General features: G+C 68.9%; 22 protein-coding genes. 8 read left to right on the forward strand and 14 right to left on the reverse strand.

The features are described from left to right. Positions 1–8: 8 nt before the first annotated feature. From ACP699_RS04085 to nusA, 5 genes are all read right to left on the reverse strand, one after another. On the reverse strand, positions 9–2,087 hold the full coding sequence (locus tag ACP699_RS04085; protein WP_426169380.1) for a response regulator transcription factor: 2,079 nt from the start codon (positions 2,085–2,087) through the stop codon (positions 9–11). A gap of 162 nt (positions 2,088–2,249) precedes the next feature. Continuing rightward, the gene (rbfA, locus tag ACP699_RS04090) at positions 2,250–2,675 is read right to left on the reverse strand and encodes a 30S ribosome-binding factor RbfA (RefSeq protein WP_021199404.1); all 426 of its coding nucleotides are present in this window, start codon (positions 2,673–2,675) and stop codon (positions 2,250–2,252) included. Positions 2,676–2,770: 95 nt separating this feature from the next. Then, positions 2,771–5,530, reverse strand: a complete 2,760-nt coding sequence (gene infB, locus ACP699_RS04095; RefSeq protein WP_400645100.1) for a translation initiation factor IF-2 — start codon at positions 5,528–5,530, stop codon at positions 2,771–2,773. 94 nt (positions 5,531–5,624) lie between these two features. Further along, positions 5,625–5,879, reverse strand: a complete 255-nt coding sequence (locus ACP699_RS04100) for a YlxR family protein (RefSeq protein ID WP_081603931.1) — start codon at positions 5,877–5,879, stop codon at positions 5,625–5,627. 61 nt (positions 5,880–5,940) lie between these two features. Continuing rightward, positions 5,941–6,924, reverse strand: coding sequence for a transcription termination factor NusA (nusA, locus tag ACP699_RS04105; RefSeq protein ID WP_055868799.1), 984 nt, complete (start codon positions 6,922–6,924; stop codon positions 5,941–5,943). 131 nt (positions 6,925–7,055) lie between these two features. On the opposite strand from nusA, the gene ACP699_RS04110 reads away from it, so the two are divergent. Then, positions 7,056–8,411, forward strand: coding sequence for a flavin monoamine oxidase family protein (locus ACP699_RS04110; protein WP_426169387.1), 1,356 nt, complete (start codon positions 7,056–7,058; stop codon positions 8,409–8,411). Here the strand turns inward: ACP699_RS04110 and ACP699_RS04115 are convergent. Further along, positions 8,380–9,420, reverse strand: coding sequence for a TIGR00730 family Rossman fold protein (locus ACP699_RS04115; RefSeq protein WP_426169390.1), 1,041 nt, complete (start codon positions 9,418–9,420; stop codon positions 8,380–8,382). The genes ACP699_RS04110 and ACP699_RS04115 overlap by 32 nt on opposite strands. Before the next feature lie 141 nt (positions 9,421–9,561). Here ACP699_RS04115 and ACP699_RS04120 point away from each other — a divergent pair, with 141 nt between their 5' ends. Further along, entirely contained in the window at positions 9,562–10,065 is a 504-nt protein-coding gene (locus ACP699_RS04120; RefSeq protein ID WP_151486220.1) for a pyridoxamine 5'-phosphate oxidase family protein, read from the forward strand. 18 nt (positions 10,066–10,083) lie between these two features. Here the strand turns inward: ACP699_RS04120 and ACP699_RS04125 are convergent, their stop codons facing one another. Beyond that, entirely contained in the window at positions 10,084–11,841 is a 1,758-nt protein-coding gene (locus tag ACP699_RS04125; RefSeq protein WP_151486219.1) for a proline--tRNA ligase, read from the reverse strand. 42 nt (positions 11,842–11,883) lie between these two features. Next, positions 11,884–12,654, reverse strand: a complete 771-nt coding sequence (locus tag ACP699_RS04130) for an isocitrate lyase/PEP mutase family protein (protein WP_426169395.1) — start codon at positions 12,652–12,654, stop codon at positions 11,884–11,886. 80 nt (positions 12,655–12,734) lie between these two features. Here ACP699_RS04130 and ACP699_RS04135 point away from each other — a divergent pair, with 80 nt between their 5' ends. Both ACP699_RS04135 and ACP699_RS04140 read left to right on the forward strand, forming a co-directional pair. Then, positions 12,735–14,150 (forward strand): RNB domain-containing ribonuclease, encoded by a 1,416-nt coding sequence (locus ACP699_RS04135; RefSeq protein WP_426169398.1) that lies wholly within the window; start codon positions 12,735–12,737, stop codon positions 14,148–14,150. A 28-nt stretch (positions 14,151–14,178) separates the two neighbouring features. Next, entirely contained in the window at positions 14,179–14,871 is a 693-nt protein-coding gene (locus tag ACP699_RS04140) for a hypothetical protein (RefSeq protein ID WP_426169401.1), read from the forward strand. A 2-nt stretch (positions 14,872–14,873) separates the two neighbouring features. Here the strand turns inward: ACP699_RS04140 and ACP699_RS04145 are convergent, their stop codons facing one another. The 3 genes from ACP699_RS04145 to ispG all read right to left on the reverse strand — a co-directional run bounded on the left by ACP699_RS04145 (position 14,874) and on the right by ispG (position 17,305). Then, entirely contained in the window at positions 14,874–15,740 is an 867-nt protein-coding gene (locus ACP699_RS04145; protein ID WP_400645089.1) for a hypothetical protein, read from the reverse strand. Positions 15,741–15,803: 63 nt separating this feature from the next. Beyond that, positions 15,804–16,136 (reverse strand): nuclear transport factor 2 family protein, encoded by a 333-nt coding sequence (locus tag ACP699_RS04150; protein ID WP_055868827.1) that lies wholly within the window; start codon positions 16,134–16,136, stop codon positions 15,804–15,806. A 17-nt stretch (positions 16,137–16,153) separates the two neighbouring features. Next, positions 16,154–17,305 carry a flavodoxin-dependent (E)-4-hydroxy-3-methylbut-2-enyl-diphosphate synthase gene (ispG, locus tag ACP699_RS04155; protein WP_174233197.1) on the reverse strand — a complete coding sequence of 384 codons (1,152 nt, stop codon included), beginning with the start codon at positions 17,303–17,305 and terminating at the stop codon, positions 16,154–16,156. Positions 17,306–17,365: 60 nt separating this feature from the next. Here ispG and ACP699_RS04160 point away from each other — a divergent pair, with 60 nt between their 5' ends. Next, positions 17,366–17,992 (forward strand): peptidase C15, encoded by a 627-nt coding sequence (locus ACP699_RS04160; RefSeq protein ID WP_055872810.1) that lies wholly within the window; start codon positions 17,366–17,368, stop codon positions 17,990–17,992. A gap of 172 nt (positions 17,993–18,164) precedes the next feature. After that, the gene (locus ACP699_RS04165) at positions 18,165–20,048 is read left to right on the forward strand and encodes a chorismate-binding protein (protein ID WP_055872812.1); all 1,884 of its coding nucleotides are present in this window, start codon (positions 18,165–18,167) and stop codon (positions 20,046–20,048) included. Positions 20,049–20,067: 19 nt separating this feature from the next. Here the strand turns inward: ACP699_RS04165 and ACP699_RS04170 are convergent, their stop codons facing one another. From ACP699_RS04170 to ACP699_RS04180, 3 genes are all read right to left on the reverse strand, one after another. Next, a complete protein-coding gene (locus ACP699_RS04170) occupies positions 20,068–21,300 on the reverse strand; it encodes an RNA polymerase sigma factor (RefSeq protein ID WP_426169408.1) in 1,233 nt (410 codons plus the stop codon). After that, complete coding sequence (locus tag ACP699_RS04175) at positions 21,297–21,665, reverse strand: YciI family protein (protein WP_017830974.1); 369 nt, start codon at positions 21,663–21,665, stop codon at positions 21,297–21,299. Before ACP699_RS04175 ends, ACP699_RS04170 begins: the two co-directional genes overlap by 4 nt. A gap of 69 nt (positions 21,666–21,734) precedes the next feature. After that, on the reverse strand, positions 21,735–23,048 hold the full coding sequence (locus ACP699_RS04180) for a M50 family metallopeptidase (RefSeq protein ID WP_157559404.1): 1,314 nt from the start codon (positions 23,046–23,048) through the stop codon (positions 21,735–21,737). A gap of 64 nt (positions 23,049–23,112) precedes the next feature. Between ACP699_RS04180 and ACP699_RS04185 the strand changes: the two genes are divergently transcribed. Together ACP699_RS04185 and ACP699_RS04190 are read left to right on the forward strand one after the other, a co-directional pair. After that, positions 23,113–23,697: a hypothetical protein gene (locus tag ACP699_RS04185; protein ID WP_055868839.1), complete on the forward strand. Its 585-nt coding sequence runs from the start codon at positions 23,113–23,115 to the stop codon at positions 23,695–23,697. Between the two features lie 104 nt (positions 23,698–23,801). Continuing rightward, the gene (locus ACP699_RS04190; protein WP_055868842.1) at positions 23,802–24,485 is read left to right on the forward strand and encodes a YcnI family protein; all 684 of its coding nucleotides are present in this window, start codon (positions 23,802–23,804) and stop codon (positions 24,483–24,485) included. Positions 24,486–24,488 lie beyond the last annotated feature (3 nt).

Here is a 24,488-nt window from a genome sequence, read left to right on the forward strand (position 1 = left end):
GCGACGGCTCAGAGGTGCTGCTCTGTGCGGTGGGCGAGCACCGTCAGCTCGACCCGGCTCCGCACGCCGAGCTTGGTGAAGACCCGGCCGAGGTGGACCTCGACGGTGCGGACGGAGACGTTCAAGGCTTCGCTGATCTCGCGGTTCGCCGCACCGCCGACCGCGCGCATCGCCACCTCCAGCTCGCGCGCCGTGAGCTGAGGCGACCAGGCCGCGCGGCACGCGGAGAGAGCGCCGACCGAGGAGACGATGCTCCCCTCTCTCGCATCGAGCCGATCCAGTCTGCCGCGCACCGCCCTCGCCCACGCCGTCGCACCCGAGAGCTCGAACAGCCGTTCGGCGTGCTGGAGGTGGATCCTCGCCGAGGAGTGATCGTCGCGAATCGCATGCTGTGTTCCGAGCATCGTCTCCACTCGCGCCCTGGCGAACGGCGAGGTCAACGTGCGTGCGATGTCGCGGACCTCATCGCTCTCGGCACGCCACCGCCCGTCGCCTGCCGTCGCGACACGGATCCGCAGGCGCTGGGCGAGCGCGATCTCCGGAGGCTCGATGGACGCCTCCGTCGTGGTGCGACCGGCAGAGATGAAGGCCAACTCGTCCAAACCCGGTACCGCCATCGTGGTCTGCGGCCCACCGAGATCGGACCACAGCCGAACCGTGGCGGCGGCATCGTCGAACGAGCCGGCGAGGAATGACTGGATGCCGCGGTCCACGAGGAGGTCGATCTTCGCTCCCCCGGGCAGGGCGACGGTGAGTGATCGGGCGAAGGGTCCCAGCTCGCCGAGCACCGCCAGATCGAGGCGTCTGGCGAGCACCACTCCCAATCCGGCGAACGGCATCGCGATCGGGAAGGAGAGCGCCGCCTGGATCAGCCGGTCCCGCGCGACACCGATGTCACCCCGCCACACGAGCAGCAGTACCTCGACGACGGCGCGATACGCCTGAACGACCGGGCTGTGCTCGTATCCCGGCACGAACGGGTCGGGCTCGCCGGACAACGCAGATTCGTCGGTCGCGATGAGACGCAGCGCCAGATCGACATCCCCCTCCACGGCGGCGCGCAGCGTGCGCAGCATCCCGCCGCTCACCGGGCCGGACCCCGCGACTTCTTCGATGTCGCGGTCCCCCACGAGGAGCCAGCTCAGCGCCACCACGGGATCCCTCAGCTCATGCTCGGCACCGATCCGGGATGCGCCGTCGCGGAGCGCGTCGAGCCACGTGCGCATACCGCGACGGTCGCCGCGTTCGGCGCAGAGTATCGCGGCGAGGGCGGCCGCCCTGGTCCAGTGATGCCAGTCGTGCTCGTCAGGTGTCTCCGGCCGCAGCGACGTCGGATCGACCTCGGGAACAGCACCCTGCACGACGGTCTGGGCGACGATCAGCGCCCCCAGACCTGCCAACCGGTATCGCTCGGTACCGTGCGGGTACAGGGCCCCCAGCCACGCGGCCGCCTCCGCAGCGAACCCGGCGCCCACCGCCGACGCGCCGGCGACGAGGCGCGCCTCGTCCTGGTCTTCGCCCACCGCATGCTCGCAGGCCTCCCTGGCGAGCAGCAACGCACGATCCGGGTACCCCGCCTCGCTGAGCTCCCTGGCGATGAGGGTGAGTTCCGGCGCGGTGGTCGGCTCTGCCTCGAGCGACGCCCGCGCCCGATGCCAGTCCGCGCTCACTCGTTCGCCGCGACGGCGGAAGACCGCGCTCAGTCGCCCGTGCACCGCCGCCGTCTCTGCCGCACTGGTGGTCGCCCGCAGCCAGATCGCCAGTCGGGCGTCGATGAAGCGCATCCGACCGGCGTGCACGGCGAGGTGGGCACCGACGCGGGCGGAGGTGACCTCGGCCGCCGAGCGCCCATCGAATTCGAGAATCGGATCGAGAGCATCGTCCAGGCACACCGCGAGTGCGAGAAGCAGCCTGCGATCGCGTTCGTCGAATGCCACTCCCTCGAACCTCTGCGCGATCGCAGGCACCAGCGGCAGGGGCGTCGGCGCCGGGCGCAGACCGTGTCGTTGATCCGGCGTCAACCGCTGGACGACCTCACGGATCGTCGCCGCGTCCGCGTCCAGATCGTCGGCGAGGCGAGCGAGCACGTGGGGCGCGCAACCGAGATCCTGCTCGAGCAGCTCCTCCAGGAGGAGCCCGACGGCAGCGGGCGCGATGAACGGCCCCCCAGACGTGTTCGCACCCTCGATGCCGATCCCCCTCAGCTTCGCGGGACGCCGTCCCGCGAAGCCGAGCGTATCAAACGGCGCTTACTCCGCGTCGTCGTCGGTACGGTACGGGTCGGCGTCGCCGGCGTGGGAAGCCGAGGACGCGAGCTTGGCGACGTCGGCATCACGCTGCTGCGCTTCACGCAGCAGCGCGCCGATGTGGTCGGCGTTCTCCGGAAGCGCGTCGGGAATGAACTCGAGGGTCGGCACGAGCCTGGTGCTCAGCTGCCGTCCGACCTCGCTGCGCAGCATTCCGGTCGCCGAGGTGAGCGCCGCACCGCTGGAGATGCGCTCCTCCTCCGTGCCCAGCACCGTGTAGAACACCGATGCGTGCTGGAGGTCGCCGCTCACGCGGACGTCGGTGATGGTGACGAAGCCGAGGCGCGGATCGCGCAGCCCCTTCTCCAGCCGTTCGGCGAGGATCACGCGGATTCGATCCGCGAGACGGGCCTGTCTTTCGCCTGCCATTGTTCTCTCCCTGTCCAGGAACCCTCAGGGCGTCCCCCGTCTCCGTGCTCCGGAAGGAGCAGGAGAGGGAGACGCCCGAAGGTGTTTCGAATTGATCAGCCGCGAGGCTTCTCGACGAGCTCGGTCGTCTCGATCTCATCACCGATCTGGATGTCGTTGTACTTTCCGAGTCCGATACCGGCCTCGTAGTCCGTACGGACCTCGGTGACATCGTCCTTGAAGCGACGCAGCGACTCGATGGCAAGGCCATCGGCCAGCACGACGCCGTCGCGGATGACGCGGGCCTTGGCGTTGCGCGTGATCGTTCCCGATCGCACGATGACACCGGCGATGTTGCCGAACTTCGAGGAGCGGAACACCTCGCGGATCTCGGCCACACCCGACTGGATCTCTTCGTACTCCGGCTTGAGCATGCCCTTGAGCGAGCTCTCGATCTCGTCGATCGCGTTGTAGATGACGGAGTAGAAGCGGATGTCCACGCCTTCACGGGCGGCACGCTCGCGTGCCTTCGTGTCGGGGCGCACGTTGAAGCCCACGATGATCGCGTTGTCGATCGTCGCCAGGTTCACGTCGGACTCGGTGATCGCACCGACACCGCGGTGGATGATGCGCAGCTGCACCGAATCATCGACCTCGATCTTGAGCAGCGACTCCTCCAGGGCCTCGACGGCACCGGAGACGTCACCCTTGATGATGAGGTTGAGCGACTCGACCTTGCCGTCTTCGAGAGCACGGGTGAAGTCCTCGAGCGAGATGCGCTTGCGGGCCTTGGCCAGCTGGGCGTTGCGCTCGACTGCTTCACGCTTCTCAGCGATCTGGCGGGCCATGCGGTCTTCCTCGGTGACGATGAAGACGTCACCGGCACGGGGCACCGAGTTCAGACCCTGCACCTGCACCGGACGCGACGGGTAGGCCTCGAGGACCTGCTCGCCGTTCTCGTCCGCCATGGCACGCACGCGGCCATAGGCGGTGCCTGCGACGATCGCGTCACCGATCCGGAGCGTTCCGGACTGGATCAGCACCGTGGCGACCGAACCGCGGCCCTTGTCGAGCTTCGCCTCGATGGCGACACCGCGAGCACCCTTGTTCGGGTTGGCGGTGAGGTCGAGACCAGCGTCGGCGGTGAGCAACACGGCATCCAGCAGTTCCTGGATACCGGTGCCGGCACGAGCGGACACGTCGACGAACATGACGTCGCCACCGAACTCCTCGGCGACCAGGCCGTACTCGGTCAGCTGCTGACGCACCTTCGAGGGGTTGGCGTCGGGCTTGTCGACCTTGTTCACCGCGACCACGATCGGCACGTTCGCCGCCTGCGCGTGGTTCAGCGCCTCGACCGTCTGCGGCATGATGCCGTCGTCGGCTGCGACCACGAGGATCGCGAGGTCGGTGACCTGCGCACCACGGGCACGCATGGCGGTGAACGCCTCGTGACCCGGGGTGTCGATGAACGTGATGGCGCGCTCGATGCCCTCGTGCTCGGTCCAGACCTGGTAGGCGCCGATGTGCTGGGTGATGCCGCCGGCTTCTCCCTCGATGACATTGGTCTGACGGATCGCGTCGAGCAGTCGCGTCTTACCGTGGTCGACGTGACCCATGACGGTGACGACCGGGGGACGGATCTCGAGGTCGTCTTCGCTCTCGGCTTCCAGCTCGGCCTCGAGGTCGAGACCGAAGCCCTCGAGGAGCTCCTTGTCCTCGTCCTCGGGCGAGACCATCTGGATCTTGTAGCCGAGCTCGGCACCGAGGACCTCGAACGTCGCCTCGTCCAGCGACTCGGTGGCCGTGGCCATCTCGCCGAGGTTGAAGAGGATCGTCACGAGGGTTCCGGGCTGCACCGTGTAGCCGGTCAGCGTCTCGATCTTGTCGGCGAAGTCCGCGATCGATGCGCCGCGACGCATGCGGATGATCTCTCCGTTACCGCGGGTGACGTTGACGCCACCGACGACCGGAGCACTCCGCATCTCGAACTCTTGCCGCTTCGCCCGCCGCGACTTGCGCTGCTTGCTCTTGCCGCCGCCCTTACCGAAGGCACCTGCGGTACCACCGCCGGGGCCGCGGCCACGACCGCCGCCGCCACCAGGACGACCGGCGAAGCCGCCGCCGCCACCGGGACGTGCTCCGGGACCACCGGCACCGCCGGGTCCACCGGCACCGCCGGGGCGACCGGGGCCGCCGGGACGCTGCTGGAACGGAGCACCGGGACGACCGCCCTGGCCACCACGAGGGGCACCGGGACGAGGCGAGCCGGGACGCGGTGCACCCGGACGGGGTGCGCCGGGACGCGGGGCCTGCGGACGGGGGATGTTGCCAGGCGTCGGACGCTGGCCCATGCCCTGTGCGGACGCGAAGGGGTTGTTACCCGGACGGGGACCGGCCGGACGCTGGCCCATGCCCTGCGCGGAGGAGAAGGGGTTGTTGCCCGGACGCGGAGCGCCGGGGGTGGGTGCGCCGCCTTCAGCGGGCGCGGATGCCTCCGGGGCTGCCGGCGCAGGAGCCTCTGCCGCGGGGGCAGGAGCGGGCGCGGCAGGCGCGGGCGCCGCGGGGGCCGGAGCCTCCGGGGCAGGCTTGGGACCGGGCTTCGGACCCGGGGTCGGCGCCGGCTTGGCAGCGGAGCCCGTACCGGGCTTCGTCGCGGACGCCGCGGCAGGCTTCGCCGCAGGAGCGGCGGGGGCTGCGCCCTTGAGCGAGCTGTCGGCCTCGATCGCCGCGCGCAGCTTGCGCGCCACCGGCGGTTCGATGGTCGAAGACGGGCTCTTCACGAACTCGCCGAGTTCCTTGAGCTTTGCAAGTGCGATCTTGCTGTCGACGCCGAGTTCGGCGGCGATCTCATGTACGCGTGGTTTACCAGCCACAATTCTCCTGTCTGAGTCGGTCCACCCAGACAGGGCAGACCACTAGTCGCGGACGGGTCTCATTTCGAGCCGTTCACTTTGTTTCCATAGCTGTTCAGCCTTTGTTTCTTGGTGGGTGCTGTTCGAAGGTCCGTGTGTCCAGCTGAGTGGTCACACGCAGTGCTCGTCCGAAAGCTCGTCGCCGCAGAGCGGCCTGGATGCAATCAGGTGTCGGATGCACCCACGCGCCGCGCCCCGGCAGGACAGCACTCTCATCGGGGATGAGGGTGTCGTTCTGGGCCACCACCCGAAGAAGGGCGGAGCGGGGAGCACGCGTGCGACAACCGACGCACGTTCGTACGGGTTCCATCTTACACCTGCGTTTCACCCCGCCTCGCCCGTTCCCGGGCGCGGCGGAAGGCCGAAGGGGATCAGTCGAGGACGCTGTCCGGCTGGATGTCGATCTTCGCACCGGTGAGCTTGGCGGCCAGACGCGCGTTCTGACCCTCCTTGCCGATCGCCAGCGACAGCTGGTAGTCGGGCACCAGGGCGCGGACGGCCTTGGTGCCGGCATCGAGCACGAAGGAGCTCGTGACCTTCGCCGGCGAGAGGGCGTGGGCGACGAAGGTCGGCAGATCGGCGTCGTAGTCGACGATGTCGATCTTCTCCCCCGCGAGCTCCTCGGTCACGGCGCGCACGCGACGACCCATCTCGCCGATGCAGGCGCCCTTGGCGTTGATCGACGGGTCGTTCGCCTTGACCGCGATCTTCGTGCGGTGGCCGGCCTCGCGGGCGAGCGCGACGATCTCGACCAGTCCCGCCGCGATCTCCGGTACCTCGAGCGCGAAGAGCTTGCGCACGAGCCCCGGGTGGGTGCGGGAGACGGTGATCTGCGGGCCCTTGAGTCCCTTGGCGACGCTCGTGACGTACACGCGCAGGCGTGAACCGTGGGTGTACTCCTCGCCCGGCACCTGCTCCTCGGGGGGCAGGATCGCCTCGACGGCTCCGAGATCGACGTGGATCATGCGGGGGTTCGGACCCTGCTGGATCACGCCGGCGACGATGTCGCCCTCTTTGTCCTTGAAGTCACCGAGCACGACGTCGTCCGCGATGTCGCGCAGACGCTGGCTGATGACCTGCTTGGCGGCGAAGGCCGCGATACGCCCGAAATCGTCCGGCGTGGCGTCCTCTTCGCCGATGATCGCGCCCTCTTCGTCCTTGACGACCTGCAGCACGGCGACGTGGCCGGTCTTGCGGTCGAGGTCGACGCGAACGCCCTCGGGCGTGACGCCGTCGGCGGCGACGTGCTTGGAGTACGCGGTCAGGATCGCCTGCTCGATGATGGCGACGAGTTCTTCGAAGGGGATCGCCTTCTCCTTCTCGATCCCTCGCAGCAGACTCAGTTCGATGTCCATGACGGCCTCTCTATTCAGCTCTCGTCGCGCCTGTTCGCACGCGCGACATCCGTACCACGATACCCTGTGCCCACCGGCTCCCGCACGGCGGCGGCGGCGTCGGGATACACGAGCCGCTCGAGGAGGAGCACGTGAGCACATTCGACACGATCGTGATCGGCGCCGGGATGTCGGGGCTCACGAGCGCCCGGATGCTCGCCGACGCGGGCCAGAGCGTCGTGGTCCTGGAAGGACGCGACCGCATCGGCGGTCGGATGCACACCGACCGCGGCGCCGGATTCCCGGTCGACCTCGGCGCGTCGTGGATCCATGGGATCGAGGACTCGCCTCTGTGGAACCTCGTCCACGCGCTGAGGATCCCGGCGATCGAATACACCGTGGGGAGCTTCCAGGTGGGCGGGCGCCCGATCGAGAACTTCGACGGCGACGGGCATCCGATGGACGAGGGGGCCACCGCGCAGTGGATCGCCGACGTCGACATGGCCGATCGTCTGCTCGTGGAGGAGATCGCCGCCTCCTCCCCCGGCGACACCTACCTGGATGTGACCGAGCGTGCCCTCGACCGGTCCGGATTCGCCCCGGAGCGCATCGACAACATCCGCGAGTTCTTCCGCCATCGGGTCGAGGAGCAGTGCGGCGCCTGGATCGGCGACCTCGACGCCCATGGCCTCGACGAGGACGCGATCGAGGGCGACGAGGTGATCTTCCCCCGCGGGTACGACGAGCTGCCCCGACGCATCGGCTCCGGCCTCGATGTGCGCCTGGAGACGGTCGTGACGCGGGTGAGCCGGTCGGGCGACGGCGTCGTCGTGCACGCGGGCGAGACGCAGTACCGGGCCGCCAGGGCGATCGTGACCGTACCCCTCGGGGTGCTCAAGGCGGGGACGATCGCGTTCGAGCCGGCACTGCCCGACGCGGTCGCAGGCCCCGTCTCTCGGCTCGGGATGGGCGTCTTCAACAAGGTGTTCGTCCAGTTCCCCGAGCGCTTCTGGAACGAGGGGACCTACGTGATCCGTGCCCTCGGCGAGGCCGGCGAGCACTGGCACTCCTGGTACGACGTCTCCGCCGTCAGCGGCATCCCGACACTGCTGACCTTCGCCGCCGGACCCTTCGGTCGCCGTATTCAGGAGCTTCCCGATGCGGAGATCGTCGCCGACGCGGTGAGTGCGCTGCGGGTCCTCTACCCGGATGCCGTGGGCGAGCCGCTCGCCCACTGGGTCACCCGCTGGGGTGAGGACGAGTTCTCGAACGGCTCCTACTCGCACCTCGCACTGGGTTCCACGCATCACGACCACGACGCGCTCGCGGGGCCCGTCGACGGGGTACTGCACTTCGCCGGCGAGGCCACCTGGGGCGACGAACCGGCAACGGTCGGTGCGGCGTTCTACTCCGGGCACCGGGCCGCGGAGCGCATCCTCGATCGCCCCGTCGACCTCACGGACTTCGCGGCCCGCATCACCGCGCGGGAGCAGACGGAAGCGCGTTGATCGCTCCGATCAGCCGGAACAGGTTGCCCACCTGCCGCTGATCCAGGTGCAGGATCAGACGCGGCAGGTCGAGGTTGTCGTCGTCGGCGACCTCGGGTTGCCGCGGAGCCGTCCGCTCGATCCGGCCCGTCGAGAGCATCGAGGCGAACTGCTGGTTGAGCGTTTCGATCTCGGCATCCGTCGGCACGGCCTTCAGGCGCAGCACCAGGGCGTCGCCCACCCACCGCAACGAGTCGTAGTTGTGCCAGAACCCGGTGATCTCCGCGCGCGCCGCCTCCACCGAATCCGTGATCACGACGCGGTCGAAGTCACCCTCCGAGATCACCCCGGTCGGAGCGAGGTGATCGTCGATGAAGCTGCGCAGACCCTGCCAGAAGGTGCCGCCGGGTTCGTCGAGGAGAACGATGGGGGTCGGCTCGGCCTTCCCCGTCTGCTGAAGGGTGAGCAGCTCGAACATCTCGTCGAGAGTGCCGAATCCGCCGGGAAGGCAGATGAATCCAAGCGATTCCTTGATCAGCATGAGTTTGCGCGTGAAGAAGTACTTCATCGCGACGACGTGGTCCTGACCGGTCACGAAGCCGTTCGGCTTCTCCTCGAAGGGCAGCCGGATGGAGACGCCCAGCGAGAGAGCGGGGCCCGCTCCCTCCGACGCCGCCTGCATGATGCCGGGTCCGGCACCCGTGACGACCATCCAGCCGTCGCCCGCCAGGGCCGCCGCCACATCGCGAGCCGTGAGGTAGAGCGGATCGTCATGCCGGGTGCGGGCCGATCCGAAGACGGTCACCTTGGGGACTCCGCGGAACGGCGCGAACAGCCGGAACGCATCGCGCATCTCAGCCAGAGCCGCCGAGGCGATCTTGAGGTCGAGACGATCGGCACCGTCCTCGCCGAGCAGGATCGCCGTGCGCAGCATGCGCATGATCAATCGTCGATCGGCGTGCACTCCCGCGTCGTCGAGCACGGCGTTGATCTCGGAGCTGAGGGCCTCGGGGAGTGGTTCGTCGATCATGTCACCAGGGTGTCATGGGACGGTGCGACCGCGGGCCGCAACGCCGGGGTGTCGCTGCGAGACGCCGGCACCTCCCTGTCACGGCACCGCCACGGTGTCAATGCCCGTGACCACCACCACGGCAGGCGGCACGCTGATGCCATGACCGAGATCACAGGACCCGAAGCCCTCGCCCGCGTCGCCGAGCTCGTGGAGGACATCGACATCACGATGCTCACCACCACCGACGACGACGGCAACCTCGTGAGTCGACCGATGTCGACCCGGCAGATGGACGATGCCGGCGACATCTGGTTCTTCACCTCCGAAGACACCGAGAAGGTCGATGAAGCGCGCAAGCACCGTGACGTCGGACTCGCCTACTGCGATGCGAAGGGGATGCGCTACGTGTCCGTCGCGGGAACGGCAGAGGTCGTGCATGACCGCGCGAAGATGGAGGAGCTCTACGCCGCGTCTCTGGAGATCTGGTTCGCCGACGGCCTCGACACTCCCGGCATCGCGCTTCTGAAGGTGACCCCGAAGGTCACGGAGTTCTGGGAACCCTCGAAGGGCAGGCTCGCGCTCGCTGCGGGTGCGCTCAAGTCCCTCGTCACCCGCGACACGCCTGACGACGACATCATGAACCACGGCCGCATCGTCTGCTGACGACGCGGCCGCACGGGCTCAGCGGGTGGAGAGCCGCCCGACGACCTCGTCGACGGTGACCGCGTCACGCTCCCCCGTGGCGCGGTCCCACAGCTCGACCTGGCCTTCGGCGGCCCCACGTCCGACGATGACGATCTTCGGGACGCCGACGAGTTCGGCGTCGCCGAACTTCACACCGGGCGATACCTTGGGGCGGTCGTCGTAGAGCACGTCGAGTCCCGCGGCCTCGAGCTGCGCGGAGATGCTCTCCGCCACCTCGAACGCGACCTGATCGCGACCCGCGGCGACGACCTGCACGTCGAACGGCGCGACGGACGCCGGCCAGATGAGGCCCTTGTCGTCGTTGTTGAGCTCGGCGATGATCGCGAGGATGCGGGTCACACCGATGCCGTACGAACCCATCGTCACCGTGACGAGCTTGCCGTTCTCGTTCAGCACCTTCAGCCCCAGGGCCTCGGCGTACTTGCGGCCGAGCTGGAAGACGTGTCCGATCTCCATGCCTCGCGCGAGCTCGACCGGCCCCGAGCCGTCGGGCGCCGGGTCCCCCGCGCGCACGTTCGCGATCTCCACGACGCCGTCGGCGGCGAAGTCGCGTCCGGCGACGACGGAGTGCGCGTGCTTCTGGTCGATGTTCGCGCCGGTGATCCAGCTCGTGCCCTCGCTCACACGCGGGTCGACCAGGTAGCGGATCCCGGTCGCGGACTCCTCGCCGAGCACCGCCCCTGTGGGCGACCAGGGGCCGATGTAGCCCTTCACGAGCAGCGGGTTGTTCTCGAAGTCGTCGGCGGTCGCCGTCTCGACCTCGGCGGGTGCGAAGGCGACCTCGGCGCGCTTCTCGTCGACCTCGCGATCGCCGGGGATGCCGACGATGACCAGTTCGCGCGTGCCGTCGAGGTGCGTGAGTGCGAGCACGACGTTCTTGAGGGTGTCGGCCGCGGTGTACTCGCCCTCGAGCTCACGGTTCGCGTGCACGACCAGCGTCTCGATGGTCGGCGTGTCCGGGGAATCGAAGATCACCGGGGTCGCGTCGGCGTCGTAGGCGATCGCCTCCGGAACCGCGGTGGTGAACGCCTCGACGTTGGCCGCGTATCCACCGGCGCTGCGCACGAAGGTGTCTTCTCCGACCGGTGTCGGGTGCAGGAACTCCTCGCTGCGGGAGCCGCCCATGGCGCCGGCGTCGGCCTGGACGATCACGTACTCGAGTCCGAGCCGCTGGAAGATGCGCTCGTACGCGTCGCGCTGCGCCTGGTAGCTGGCGTCGAGACCCTCGTCGGACGAGTCGAAGGAGTACGCGTCCTTCATCGTGAACTCGCGGCCGCGGAGCAGGCCCGCCCGGGGGCGCGCCTCGTCACGGTACTTGTCCTGGATCTGGTAGATCGTGAGCGGCAGGTCTTTGTACGACGAGTACAGGTCCTTCACCAGCATGGTGAAGGCCTCCTCGTGCGTGGGCGCGAGGAGGTAGTCGCCTCCCTTGCGATCCTGAAGACGGAAGAGCAGATCGCCGTACTCGTCCCAGCGGCCGGTGGCCTCGTAGGCCTCACGCGGCATGAGAGCCGGGAAGTGCACCTCCTGCGCGCCGGCAGCAGCCATCTCCTCGCGGACGACGGTCTCGATCTTCGACTTGACGCGCAGCCCCAGTGGCAGCCACGCGAAGATGCCGGCGGCCTGCGGGCGGATGTATCCGGCCCGGATCAGCAGCCGATGGCTGGCGACCTCTGCGCCTGCAGGGTCTTCACGGAGCGTGCGGAGGAAGAAGTTCGAAAGACGAGTGACCACGGAGCAAGTCTAGTGAGCCGCGGTCACTCGTCTTCGACCGTGTCAGTTCAGCGCCGGAAGGTTCCCCGGGACCACACCGCCCGCGTAGAGGTCAGCGGCGAGCTCCTGCAGCGCGGTCAGCGCGACGCGCTGCGGCAGCGGACCGTACGAGATGCGCGCGACGCCGAGCTTCTCGTACTCGGAGGCGGCGAGGGCACCGGGGAGCCCGATGACGCTGACCTTGCGCTCTCCGATGCCCTCGACGAGCTGACGGGTGACGTTCATGTCGAGGATGCCGGGGATGAACACGGCCGTCGCGCCCGCGTCGAGGTACGCCCGACCGCGCTGGATGGCGTCGGCGATGCTCTCTGGCACCGGGCGCCCTCCGGCGCGGACGAACGCGTCGGTGCGGGCGTTGAGGGCGAACGGGACGCCCTCGGCCTCCGCCGCCTTCACGATCGCTGCGACAGCGGCGACGGACTCGTCGAGCGGCTTGAGGCGATCCTCGATGTTCGCGCCGACGACCCCGACGCCGATCGCGAGGCGCGTGGTCTCGCCCGCGTCGCCGTATCCGTCATCGAGGTCGGCCGAGACCGGCACCGCGACGGCAGCCGCGATGCGACCCACCATGTCGATCATGATCTCGCGCGGAGTGGCACCGTCGTCATAGCCGAACGACGCGGCGATGCCGTGTCCGGCCGTGGCGATCGCCTTCGTCTCGGGGAGGGCGGCGACCGCCCGCGCGGAGACGACGTCCCACACATTCACGACGCGGAGGATCTCCGGTGCGTCATAGAGTCCGACAAGGGTCTGGGCTTTGGCTGCAGTGATCATGAGTCCACGCTAACGCGGGTTGCCATCCGCAGGGCCGGTTCGCCGAGCTCCTCCCGATCACTCGCGCCTAGGGTGGAGCCATGCCTCAGCGCCGATCACACGTCGCCCCGTCTGCCGCCCAGACCGAACTGGCCACGGCGCTCGCCGCTCTGCGCGAGTCGGCCGAAGCCCCCGTCGACTTCCCTGAGGATGTGATCGCCGAAGCTGAGGCATCGGCGGCGACCGTACCCGAACTCGACCTTCGCGACATCCCCTTCGCGACGCTCGATCCCGAGGGTTCTCGCGACCTCGATCAGGCGTTTCATCTCGAGCGCGACGGCAGCGGCTACACGGTTCGCTACGCGATCGCCGACGTCCCCGGCTTCGTCGTCCCGGGTGGCGCTGTCGATGCCGAGGCTCGGCGGCGCGGACAGACCCTGTACGCCGCCGACGGCTCGATCCCCCTGCATCCGCGGGTCCTGAGCGAGGATCGCGCGTCGCTGCTCGCCGATGTCGATCGACCGGCATTGGTGTGGACATTCGCCCTCGACTCCGCCGGCGTGGTCTCGACCTTCCGTCTGGAGCGCGCGTTGATCCGCTCGCGCGCCCAGCTCGACTACGCCACGACCCAGATGTCGCTCGATCTCGGCGAAGACGGGCCGGCCGCGCTGCTGCCCGAGATCGGCGCCCTGCGGATGGAGCAGGAGCGCCTGCGCGGCGGAGCGAGCCTGAACCTGCCCGATGAAGAGGTCGTGCGCGCCCAGGACGGCACCTATGCGATCGAGCGTCGCAGCCCGCTGCCCGTGGAGGAATGGAACGCCCAGCTCTCGCTCATGACGGGGATGGCAGCCGCGACCCTGATGCTCGATGCCGGGGTGGGGATCCTTCGGACCATGCCGGAACCGGATGACGCTGCGTTCGAGACGTTCCGGCACCAGACGGAAGCCCTCGGTCGACCGTGGACGACGGGGACCTACGGCGAGTACCTGCGAAACCTCGACCGCGCCGACCCGATGACGCTCCCCGTGCTGGAGGCCGCTTCGTCACTGTTCCGCGGAGCGGGGTATCTGGTGTTCGACGGCGAGACGCCGAAGGATGCTGTGCAGGCCGCCATCGCCGCGCCCTATGCTCACGCGACCGCTCCCCTGCGCCGGCTGGTCGATCGGTGGGCCCTCGCGATCTGCCTCGCCGCCTCGAACGGCACGCCTGCCCCCGAATGGGCACGCGCCTCACTCGCCGAGCTGCCCGCGCTGATGCAGGAGTCCGGTCAGCGCGCCTCACGACTGAACGCCGCCACGATCAACAGCGTCGAAGCCGCGCTCCTGACGCCGCTGGTCGGCTCGACGATGGAGGCGACCGTGATCGAGCTGCGGGGCGAGCGTGCGGCGATCCAACTCGCCGACCCCGCGGTCACGGCGACGGCACCCCTGCCCACGGGGGCGAAGCCGGGCGATGTCGTCCAGCTCCGAGTGGCTCGGGCTGACATCGCGAAGGGAGAGGTCGAGTTCGCGATCTGAACATCTCGACCACCGCTACCCTGTCGAGATGGATCATGCTGAGCGCGCTGAGAGGTTCGTCGCATCGACGTACCCTCACGCCGAGATCGCTATCGTCGCCGGAAGCACAGCACGCGAGGAACGCACCGCGACCAGCGACATCGATCTTCTGCTCATCGGTGCGTCGCTCTTCGGCCAGGTTCCGCAGTCCGGCGAGGCCGCCACTCATGAGTTCGAAGGCGAGATCTTCGAGGTGTTCGCCTACACGCCGCAAGGCTTCGAAGAATGGGCGGAGCGCGGAGTCTCCCAGCACCGCCCGGTGATCGCACACATGCTCGTCGAGGGGGTCGCGATCCGCGAGAACGCCGCGTTCGACGCTCTCCGATCGCGGTGGAGCGACACTCTCGCCGCCGGTCCACTCCTGGATGTGACGGAGTCTCGGTTGCGGCGGTACATGATCACCGACCTGCTCGACGATCTGAGGGACGCGACGGACGTTCTGGAGCAACGGGTGATCGCCGGCACGCTGTTCGAGCGGATCGCGGAGTTGATGCTGTTGGACGGTGGACGCTGGGTCGCGACCGGCAAGTGGCTTCCGCGACGCCTGCGCGATCTGAGCCAGGAGCGTGCTGACCTGCTGAGTACCCCCTTGCTCGCCGACGACCTCGCCGGCTTCGCTGATCGCGTCGAGGCGGAACTCGAGCGCGCGGGCGGACGGGTGCAGGCGGGATTCGTCCGCTGACGTCAGTCGGCTGGCGTCGCCACGGTCGTCATGACCAGGAGCTGAGGATCGCTCAGGTCGAGCGACACCGTGATCGAGGCGAACGCGGCGAGCGAGTCGACGTGCGTTCCTCCGCAGAGGATCACGGCCTCGCCCTCGGGGAGTTCGCAGTGCCAACGACGACGGTCGACGATGGACGGGCCCTCGGTCTCGACGCTGCTGGAGACACCGGCGGCGACCCATGCCGCGAGCTGGTCGTTGACGCGTGCTTCCCGATCGGTGAGCGTCGCCGCGAACGTCTCGGTGTCGAACCCGGCCCTGCGCAGACTCTTGCCCAGACGGTACTCGTCGACGGCCCCGTCCTCGTGGATCCGACTCGACTGATTGGCGCGGCCCTCGAAGTCGGGGGCACCGAGGGCGTCGACACCGGGGTCCTTTCGCCAGAGGTCCGCCAAGGCCCGGTCGAGCGCGAGAGAGGCGAGGTGACAGGCGGTGTGGCCGCGGCTGAGGCCGACACGACGCGCACCGTCGACCGAGAGCGTCACCCGCGTGCCCTCGACGAGAGCAGCCGGAGCGGCGCCCTCGATCCGATGCCCGACGAGCCAGGTCCAGCCGTCGGCCCCGCGCTTGACGGGGATGTCGCTCCCGACGGCGAACTCGCCCTCATCCGAGATCGCGGCCATCAGCGCCTCCGTCACCTGGACGGTGTCGCCGGCGACCGCGATGGTCCCCGTGTCGCCCGGCTGATCCGGCCAGGTATGGTCGACGGGGTGGAAGGGTGTCGTGTCCACGACCACGACGGGGCCGTCCGGGTGGTTCTCGACACGGGTGACGATGCCATCTCCGGCGATGGCCCCTGCCGCGAAGGTCACGATGGTGGGCGTCGACATGGTTCTCCTAGGATTCGACGGCACGCAGTCGGCGCGCGGGCTCCACAGCCCGCAGCTGACGTGTCAGTGGGACGGGGGGATGGTGAAGCTGGCGAGCTTGTCGCCCTCGACGACGAAGATGCCGTCGGACTCACCGTTGAAGACGCGACTCGCCCATCCGAAACGGAGGCGCGTGGTGTCGCCCTCGGTCTCGGCCGAGAGCACGGTCATCTGCGCACCGGCGCCGATCGCGTCACTGCCCGCCCAGTCGCGCACCCCAGCGGGGCCGGCCTTGACCGTGCCCCAATCGCTGACGAAACCGTCGGCGGTGAAGGCATCCACGAATGCCTCGGTGTCGGCGGCGTTGATCGCGTCGATCATCGCCTGCACAGGAGCGGGAAGTGTGTGATCGGACATGTGGTGCTCCTCCTGGCTCAGACCGTGACGACCTGGGCGGTGCCGAGCGGCGCTTCCGGGCCCATCTCGGCGGCGATGCGGTTGGCTTCTTCGATCAGCGTGGCGACGATGTCCGCCTCGGGCACGGTCTTGATGACCTCGCCCTTCACGAAGATCTGCCCCTTGCCGTTGCCCGAGGCGACGCCGAGGTCGGCCTCTCGAGCCTCGCCGGGTCCGTTGACGACGCAGCCCATCACGGCGACCCGCAGCGGGACGGTCATGTCCTTGAGTCCCTCGGTGACGTTCTCGGCCAACGTGTAGACGTCGACCTGCGCACGACCGCACGAGGGGCACGAGACGATCTCGAGCTTGCGCTCACGCAGGTTCAGCGACTGCAGGATCTGGTGGCCCACCTTGACCTCTTCGGCCGGCGGCGCCGACAGCGACACCCGGATCGTGTCGCCGATGCCCTCGCCGAGCAGGATGCCGAACGCCGTGGCGCTCTTGATCGTGCCTTGGAACGCCGGGCCGGCCTCGGTCACGCCGAGGTGCAGAGGCCAATCGCCCCGCTCAGCCAGCAGCCGGTACGCCTTGACCATCACGATCGGGTCGTTGTGCTTGACCGAGATCTTGAAGTCGTGGAAGTCGTGCTCCTCGAACAGCGACGCCTCCCAGACGGCGCTCTCGACCAGCGCCTCGGCCGTCGCCTTGCCGTACTTGGTGAGGATGCGGCGGTCGAGCGATCCGGCGTTGACACCGATGCGCAGCGAAACACCCGCGGCCTTCGCCGCCTCCGCGATCTTGCCGACGTTGCCGTCGAACTCCCGGATGTTCCCGGGGTTCACTCGAACCGCCCCGCATCCGGCGTCGATCGCCGTGTAGATGTAGCGCGGCTGGAAGTGGATGTCCGCGATCACAGGGATCTGGCTCTTCATCGCGATGATCTTCAGCGCGTCGGCATCGTCCTGATGCGGCACGGCGACGCGCACGATCTCGCAGCCGGAGGCCGTGAGCTCGGCGATCTGCTGGAGAGTCCCGTTGATGTCGGTCGTCTTCGTGGTCGTCATCGACTGCACGCTGACGGGAGCGTCGCCGCCCACGAGCACCTTGCCCACTTTGATCTGCCGGGACTTACGGCGCGGGGCGAGGACTTCGGGGATCTTCGGCATTCCGAGGTTCACTGCTGGCACCCCTCAAGCCTACGCCGCCAGGATGCAAGTGGGCTGGACGGACGCACCTACGCTGGATGAATGGCAGTCGTCCTCCTCACCGGCTTCGAACCCTTCGACGGCGCCGCGCGCAACCCCTCTGCGGATGCGGTGAACGCCGTCGTGGCCGACTACGACGGCCCGCACGACCTGGTCGTCGCGACTCTTCCCGTCGCATTCGACGCCTCGGCGCGCCGCCTGCGCGCCCTGATCGAGCGCCACTCCCCTGATGTCGTCATCGCCACCGGACTCGCCGGTGGGAGCTCACACATCGCCCTCGAGCGCATCGGGGTGAACCTGATCGATGCGCGCATCCCCGACAACGACGGCGCACAGCCCGTCGACGTGCCCAGCGAGGCCGGCGGCCCTGCGGCGCGGTTCTCGACGCTTCCCGTCAAGCGTCTCGTCGACGAGCTGATCGCCGAAGGACTCCCGGCGCGGCTCTCGCTGTCGGCGGGCGCGTACGTGTGCAACCACGTGCTGTACACCGCGCTGGGTGCGATCGGGCCGAATGCCATCGCAGGGTTCGTGCACCTCCCCTGGTCGACCGGCACCGCTCCCGCAGACGCTCCGCATCTCGCCGAGGCGCAGCTGGCTCGAGCGGTGCGTCTCGTCGTCGATCACGCCCTCGACACCGAGACGAAAGAGCCGGGCGGCAGCATCTGGTGACGTCATCGCGCTCGGGCCGCCACGCGCGATGTGGTAGTTTCGGCCCCATGCTCGCGAACTTCACCTGGTGGCCCGCCTTCTAGGCGGTGTGTTCGCGTTCCCACGAATTCAGACCGCCGACCTCGGCGGTCTTTTCGTTGCGCCGAGCCGGAGCACAGCACAGGAGACATCGATGACCCTCTCACGACTCGCCGAGCTCAGCGCCGATCCGACGGCGTCCTTCGTGCTGATCGCACGTGACGGCGCCGACACCGTCGAGCTGCTCAGCGGGGAGGTCGTCGACGTCGATCTGCTCGCGGATATCCCGCTGACCATCGACGGCACCCCTCGCGAGGTGTTCTCGATGGTCCCCTATCGCCAGGTGCGTGAACGCGGATTCGTCGCCCAGGACGACGGTGCCCCGCTGCGGTGCGTGGTCGTCGACGAGCATCTGCACCTGCCCACCGCGGAACTTCTCACGGCCCTCCCCCGCACACCCGTCGCGCTCCACGACGACGGCTTCGACATCGCCGACGCCGAGTACGCCGCGATCGTCGAGAAGGTCATCGCCGAAGAGATCGGCCGCGGGGAGGGTGCGAACTTCGTCATCCGGCGCGATTTCACCGCCGGCATCGACGTCGACGACCGGACGGCCGCCCTCACCTGGTTCCGTGCGCTGCTCACGCACGAACGCGGCGCCTACTGGACTTTCGCCGTCGTCACTCCCGGGCACATCGCCGTCGGCGCCAGCCCGGAGGCCCATGTGGTCGCCCGCGAAGGCATCGTCACGATGAACCCGATCTCCGGAACGTTCCGTCACCCGGCCGGTGGTTCGACGAAGGAGACGCTGATCGACTTCCTCGCCTCGACCAAGGAGACCGAGGAACTGTTCATGGTCGTCGACGAGGAACTCAAGATGATGAGCGCCGTGTGCTCCGACGGTGGGCGGATCACCGGCCCCCACCTCAAGGAGATGTCGCGGCTCACGCACACCGAGTACATGCTTCGCGGACGCAGCTCCCTCGATCCGCGCGACATCCTGCGCGAGACCATGTTCGCGCCGACCGTCACCGGGTCGCCCATGCAGAACGCGTGCGCCGTCATCCGTCGCCACGAGCGCGAGCCCCGCGGCTATTACTCCGGAGTCGCCGCCCTGTTCACCCCGAACGCCGACGGCGGCCACGACCTGGACGCGCCGATCCTCATCCGTACCGTGTACCTCCAGGACGGTACCCTCCGCGTGCCGGTCGGTGCGACGCTCGTTCGGCACTCCGACCCGATGGGCGAGGTGTCCGAGACGCACGGCAAGGCCGCCGGCGTGCTGGGTGCCATCGGAGCGATCGACCGGGACCGCGTCGCCGAGGCACGCAGCGATGCGGACGCTCCGGGCGCGGCACGTGCCCTGGCCGACGACCCCGCGATCGCCGAGCTGCTCTCGTCGCGCAACGCCCGTCTGGCCGAGTTCTGGCTCAACCCGCAGGGCGAGGAGTTCACGGGCCCGTTCGCCGGACACTCGGCCCTCGTCGTGGATGCCGAGGACCGTTTCACGACCATGCTCGCCCACCAGCTGCGCCATCTGGGTCTCGCGGTGACCATCGCCCCCTGGAGCGAGGTGCGGGACGCCGATCTGGATGCCGCAGACCTCGTCGTCGCAGGCCCAGGTCCCGGAGATCCGCGGGATACGGAGAACGCCCGCATCGCCAGGATGCGCGCCGTGGTCGCGCGTCGACTCGATTCCGACGCACCGCTGCTCGCGGTGTGCCTCAGCCACCAGATCCTCGCCGACAGGCTCGGCATCTCGCTGACTCCGCTCGATACCCCGCATCAGGGTCTGCAGAAGTCCGTGCCGGTGTTCGGAGAGGACGCATCGATCGGCTTCTACAACACCTTCACCGCGCGGGTCAGCCCTGGCACGATGACCGTCGGGGATGCCGACGTGTCAGCGGATCCCGACTCCGGCGATGTGTACGCGCTCCGCGGGGCGCACTTCGCCTCGGTGCAGGGACATCTCGAGTCGATCCTCTCGCGCGACGGGATCCGCACGCTCGAGCGCCTCGTGTCGCACGCCCTCGCCTGATCCGTCGAAACGGGGTCGGTCAGAGCTCGAGCGATACCCGGGAGCGGAGCAGGCGTCGCTCCGCGTCATTCACCGCGAGCTCGTGGGCATCGCGGAGTGCCGCGAGAGCCTCCTCTTCCCGTCCGGTTCGCCGCAGCAGGTCGCCGCGCACGGCATGCCAGAGGTGGAAGCGCACCAGATCGTCATGAAGGGCCTCCACCTCCGCGAGCGCGCGCTTCACGTCGCCGGTCTGCCCGACCGCGACGGCGCGATTGAGACGAACCACGGGCGAAGCGTCGTGGACGAGAAGCAGGTCATAGAGCGCGACGATCTGTGCCCAGTCCGTGTCGGCGAACTGCTGCGCATCGGAATGACACGCAGCGATGGCCGCATGCAGCTGCCAACGACCTGACCGCCGCATCCCTGCAGCGCGCGAGAGCGCTCGATGGGCATCGCGTTGAAGCGCAGCGTCCCACCGCATCCGGTCCTGATCGGCGAGCAGGACCATCTCGCCCTCGAGCGCTCGCGCCGGCTCTCTGCTGCGATGGAACTTCAGCAGCGCCACGAGCCCCCATGCTTCGGGTTCACCAGGGAGGGCGTGCGCCACGACCTCCGCCAGCCAGAGTGCGTCTTCTGCGACGTCGCGATCCGCCCCGGAGTCCGAGCCCGGCAGGAGATGCGCCATGTTGTACATGACCGAGATCACGGTGAGGACCATGTCCAGGCGCGGTGCCCGCTCCCCGCCCTCCGGCACGCGCAGCGGGATCCCTGCCGCGCCGATCCTGCGCTTGGCGCGCACGATGCGCTGTCCGACGGCGGCCGGAGTGCTCATCGTCGCCCTGGCGATCTGCTCGGTCGTCAGGCCGCACACCGCGCGCAGGGTGAGCGCGAGCTGTGCGGGCTCGGACAGCGCCGGATGGCAGCATCCGAACAGCAGTGGCAGTCGCTCGTCCATTTCGGTGTCGACCAGCGGCGCCCGGTCGGAGAGGATCGCGAGCTTCTGGCGGTAGCGCTTGTCGCGGCGCAGCCGATCGAGTGCGTTGTGACGCGCAGCCGTGGTGAGCCACGCGGCCGGATTCGGCGGGACTCCCCTCACGCGCCATCCGACCAGAGCTTCGGCGACAGCCTCGGCCACGGACTCCTCCGCGAGATCGAGGTTGCCGAGCGATGTGGTGAGAGCCGCGACGATCCGGGCGGACTCGCCTCGGACCACCCGCTCCAGGGCGCGATCGGATGCCGCATCCCCCGATGACGCGGCATCCGAGGCGTTCACTGCTCGAACTGGCTGTAGTCCGTCACGATCGGACGGATCTCGACCGAGGTGCCCTCGAGCTCGAGCATCGGCCACGTCCGCGCCAGGGCTATCGCGGCGTCGAGGTCGGGCACATCGATGAGAGTGAAACCGCCGACGGCCTCACGCGCCTCCGTGAAGGGACCGTCGACGACGACTGCACCCGTGGCCCCGTGTCGCACGGTGGTCGCCGCATCGACCGGCTGCAGTTCTGCGCCGCTGTCCTCGATCGAGTCGGCGTTGTCCTGGAACCACTGGTAGACACGCGCGTATACGTCTTGAGCGACCTCCGGCGAGACGGCGGCGTCGTGCGCGGGGGTGGATGTAAACATGATGACGTACTTCATGAGGTTCGTCCTTTCGTCTTGAGAACCGTTTCACCCCTTCAGCGAACGGACAAGGACGAATTCGACACCTCAGCCGAGAAGATTCACCGGGTTGAACAGATCGGCGACGAGCAGCAGCGCTCCCATCGCGATCAGAAGCACCGCGACGACGACGGTCAGCGGCACGAGCTTCGTCGCATCGACGGGCGCCGGGGGCGGCCTGCGGAAGAGCTTGGCCCACGCGCGCTTGATGCCGTCCCACAGCGCGACGACGATGTGACCACCGTCGAGCGGGAGCAGCGGGATGAGGTTGAAGACGAACAGCGCGATGTTCAGCGAGCCCAGCAGACCGAGCAGGAAGGCGAACCTGTTGAGGATGGGCGCATCGGTCGCGGCGACCTCACCTGCAAGGCGTCCGACCCCGACGACGCTCAGCGGTCCATTCGGGTCGCGTTCTCCGCCGGTGACGAGGGAGACGCCGACGTCCCACAGACGCACAGGGAGCGTGACGATCATGGATGCTACCCGAGCGGTGCTGTCCGCGGCCATCTCGGGGCCGGCGGTGAGGGGCTGCTGCACGTAGCCCATCTGCGCCCCCATCCCGACATAGCCGACCTCCTTGACGACAGGCTTTCCCGCGTCGTCGAGGACCGGCTGGCCGCTGGCGTCGGTGATCGTGCGCTCTGCCGCGATCGGCGTGAGACGCAGCGACTTCTCCGCCCCATCACGTCGCACCACCATGTCGAGCGTCTCGCCCGGTGCCGCCTGCACGATCGTGGTGGCCTCGGCGAACGTCGACACCGGCTGTCCGTCGACGGACACGATGACATCTCCCGGCTTGATCCCGGCTTCCGCGGCGGGTGAGGCCGGGTCATCCGGTGTGCACTCGGTCGCCGTCGAGCCCGCGGGCACCACGCATTCGGTCACCGAGGCGATGGTGGTGGTTCCCTGCTGCAGGCCGATCCCCGACAGCAGCACGGTGAAGATCACCGTGGCGAGCACGAGGTTCATGGCGGGACCGCCGAGCATCACGATCACGCGCTTCCACACGGGCAGGCGGTAGAAGACGCGATCTTCCGCGCCCTCCGCGATGGTCTCGTCGTTCGCGCTACGCGCATCCTGGATCAATGAGCGGAAGACGCCGGAGGCAGGACCGGAGCTCTTCGACGCCGGGTACATGCCCGACATCGAGATGAAGCCCCCCAGCGGAAGCAGCTTGAACCCGTACTCCGTCTCGCCGATGCGCCGAGACCACAGCCGCGGGCCGAAGCCGATCATGTACTGACCGACGCGCACGCCGAAGAGCTTCGCGGGGACGAGATGCCCGACCTCATGCAGGCCGATCGACAGCCCGAGGCCGATCAGCATGAACAGGATGCCGGCCAGATAGAGCAGGAATTCCACGTGCCAACGTTAGTGCCCCCAGCTAGGAATCCGCCCGGCGCCGCGGCGCAGCTAGGCTGAGAGCGTGAATGCCCGGCAGCTGCGACTCGTGCGCGCTGCCGCCGTATCCTCGGTGGCGACGTTGCTCGCCGCACTGTCCCACACTCTGGGCGGCGGAGCGGCTCCGCATGCGCTGCTGATCCTCGCGATCGCGACTCTGGTCACACCGCTGTCCGCCGTGCTGGTCGGCGTCAGGCAGTCGCGCGGCCGTGTAGCCCTGGCGGTCTTCCTCGCGCAGGGCGCCTTCCACGTCCTGTTCCAGCTGCTGGGCGCCCCGACGGGTACGACGCCGATCGCCGGCGGCGCACACTCCCACCATCTCGACGTGGCGCTTCTCGGGTCTACGGCACCCGCAGCGGCTCCCGGCGCACTGATGCTGTTCGCGCACGTCGTCGCGGCCGTGCTCACCACGATCCTGGTGTGGCATGCGGAAGCGGTCGTGCGCATCGTCGCCCGCTGGGTCGACGCACTCTTCCGACGCGCATCCGCGCTGGCGCCCGCGATGCATCGCCGACCGCCTCGACTGCGTTCGGTCACCGTCGTCTCCTTCGACGCCGCCGTCTCGGCCGCTGTGCCCAGACGCGGTCCTCCTGCGCTCGCCCGCGACTGATCCGTCGCACCGGAGTCCGCCGACCCCCGACGGGGCGGCATCACCCCTTTCGCGGAGACGCGCCGTCGTGGCGCGCCCGCACTTCGAGCACCAGGAGATCTCTCATGTCCCGCAACACCCGTACCCGTCGTCTCAGCCTCGCCGCCCTCGGCGTCCTCGGCGGAGCCACCCTCGCCCTCGCCGTCCCCGCCATGGCCGGCGCCCACGTGGGCGTCAGCCCCGACGAGCTCGCCGCAGGAGACCACGGCGTGCTCACCTTCTCGTTCTCCCACGGCTGCGAGAACTCCCCCACCACCGCCCTGCGCATCACGATGCCCGAGGGCCTCGCCTCGGTGGCACCGACCATGGACAGCAATTGGAACATCGAGGTCGAACGCGGTGATGACGGCCTCGTCAGCGCCGTGACGTACACCGCCGTCGCGCCGGTGCCCACCGACCTTCGCGGCGCGGTGAGCATGGGAGTCGGCCTGGACGAGAACACGCCCGACACGCTGGCGTTCCCCGTCGTGCAGGAGTGCGTCGAGGGTTCGACCGAGTGGACGCAGCTCGCCGAGAACGGCGAGGACCCGCACAGCCTCGACGCACCCGCCCCGGTCGTCTCCGTCACCGCGGCCGCCGCCGGCGGGCACGGCGAGCACGCCGAGACCGAAGATGCCGACAAGGGCGACGAGGCCACCGCCACGTCCGCGGTCTCCGACCCCCTGGGAGTGGCTCTCGGCGCCGGCGGTCTCGTCGCCGGCTTCGCCGCCCTCGTGGTCGCGATCCTCGCCTACCGACGCCGCGCCTGACGG

It is taken from the genome of Microbacterium sp. DWRC1-3 (genome assembly GCF_049896645.1).
Taxonomy (GTDB): domain Bacteria; phylum Actinomycetota; class Actinomycetes; order Actinomycetales; family Microbacteriaceae; genus Microbacterium; species Microbacterium maritypicum.

What these genes read in the sequence shown, in the direction of transcription:
- ACP699_RS04175 (WP_017830974.1), bottom strand. Translation starts at nt 21,665, where the DNA reads ATGAAGTACGTCATCATGTTTACATCCACCCCCGCGCACGACGCCGCC.
- nusA (WP_055868799.1), bottom strand. Translation starts at nt 6,924, where the DNA reads ATGGACATCGAACTGAGTCTGCTGCGAGGGATCGAGAAGGAGAAGGCG.
- ACP699_RS04130 (WP_426169395.1), bottom strand. Translation starts at nt 12,654, where the DNA reads ATGATCACTGCAGCCAAAGCCCAGACCCTTGTCGGACTCTATGACGCA.
- ACP699_RS04135 (WP_426169398.1), top strand. Translation starts at nt 12,735, where the DNA reads ATGCCTCAGCGCCGATCACACGTCGCCCCGTCTGCCGCCCAGACCGAA.
- ACP699_RS04150 (WP_055868827.1), bottom strand. Translation starts at nt 16,136, where the DNA reads ATGTCCGATCACACACTTCCCGCTCCTGTGCAGGCGATGATCGACGCG.
- ACP699_RS04160 (WP_055872810.1), top strand. Translation starts at nt 17,366, where the DNA reads ATGGCAGTCGTCCTCCTCACCGGCTTCGAACCCTTCGACGGCGCCGCG.
- ACP699_RS04100 (WP_081603931.1), bottom strand. Translation starts at nt 5,879, where the DNA reads ATGGAACCCGTACGAACGTGCGTCGGTTGTCGCACGCGTGCTCCCCGC.
- ACP699_RS04145 (WP_400645089.1), bottom strand. Translation starts at nt 15,740, where the DNA reads ATGTCGACGCCCACCATCGTGACCTTCGCGGCAGGGGCCATCGCCGGA.
- ACP699_RS04140 (WP_426169401.1), top strand. Translation starts at nt 14,179, where the DNA reads ATGGATCATGCTGAGCGCGCTGAGAGGTTCGTCGCATCGACGTACCCT.
- ACP699_RS04165 (WP_055872812.1), top strand. Translation starts at nt 18,165, where the DNA reads ATGACCCTCTCACGACTCGCCGAGCTCAGCGCCGATCCGACGGCGTCC.
- ACP699_RS04120 (WP_151486220.1), top strand. Translation starts at nt 9,562, where the DNA reads ATGACCGAGATCACAGGACCCGAAGCCCTCGCCCGCGTCGCCGAGCTC.
- rbfA (WP_021199404.1), bottom strand. Translation starts at nt 2,675, where the DNA reads ATGGCAGGCGAAAGACAGGCCCGTCTCGCGGATCGAATCCGCGTGATC.
- ACP699_RS04115 (WP_426169390.1), bottom strand. Translation starts at nt 9,420, where the DNA reads ATGATCGACGAACCACTCCCCGAGGCCCTCAGCTCCGAGATCAACGCC.
- ACP699_RS04190 (WP_055868842.1), top strand. Translation starts at nt 23,802, where the DNA reads ATGTCCCGCAACACCCGTACCCGTCGTCTCAGCCTCGCCGCCCTCGGC.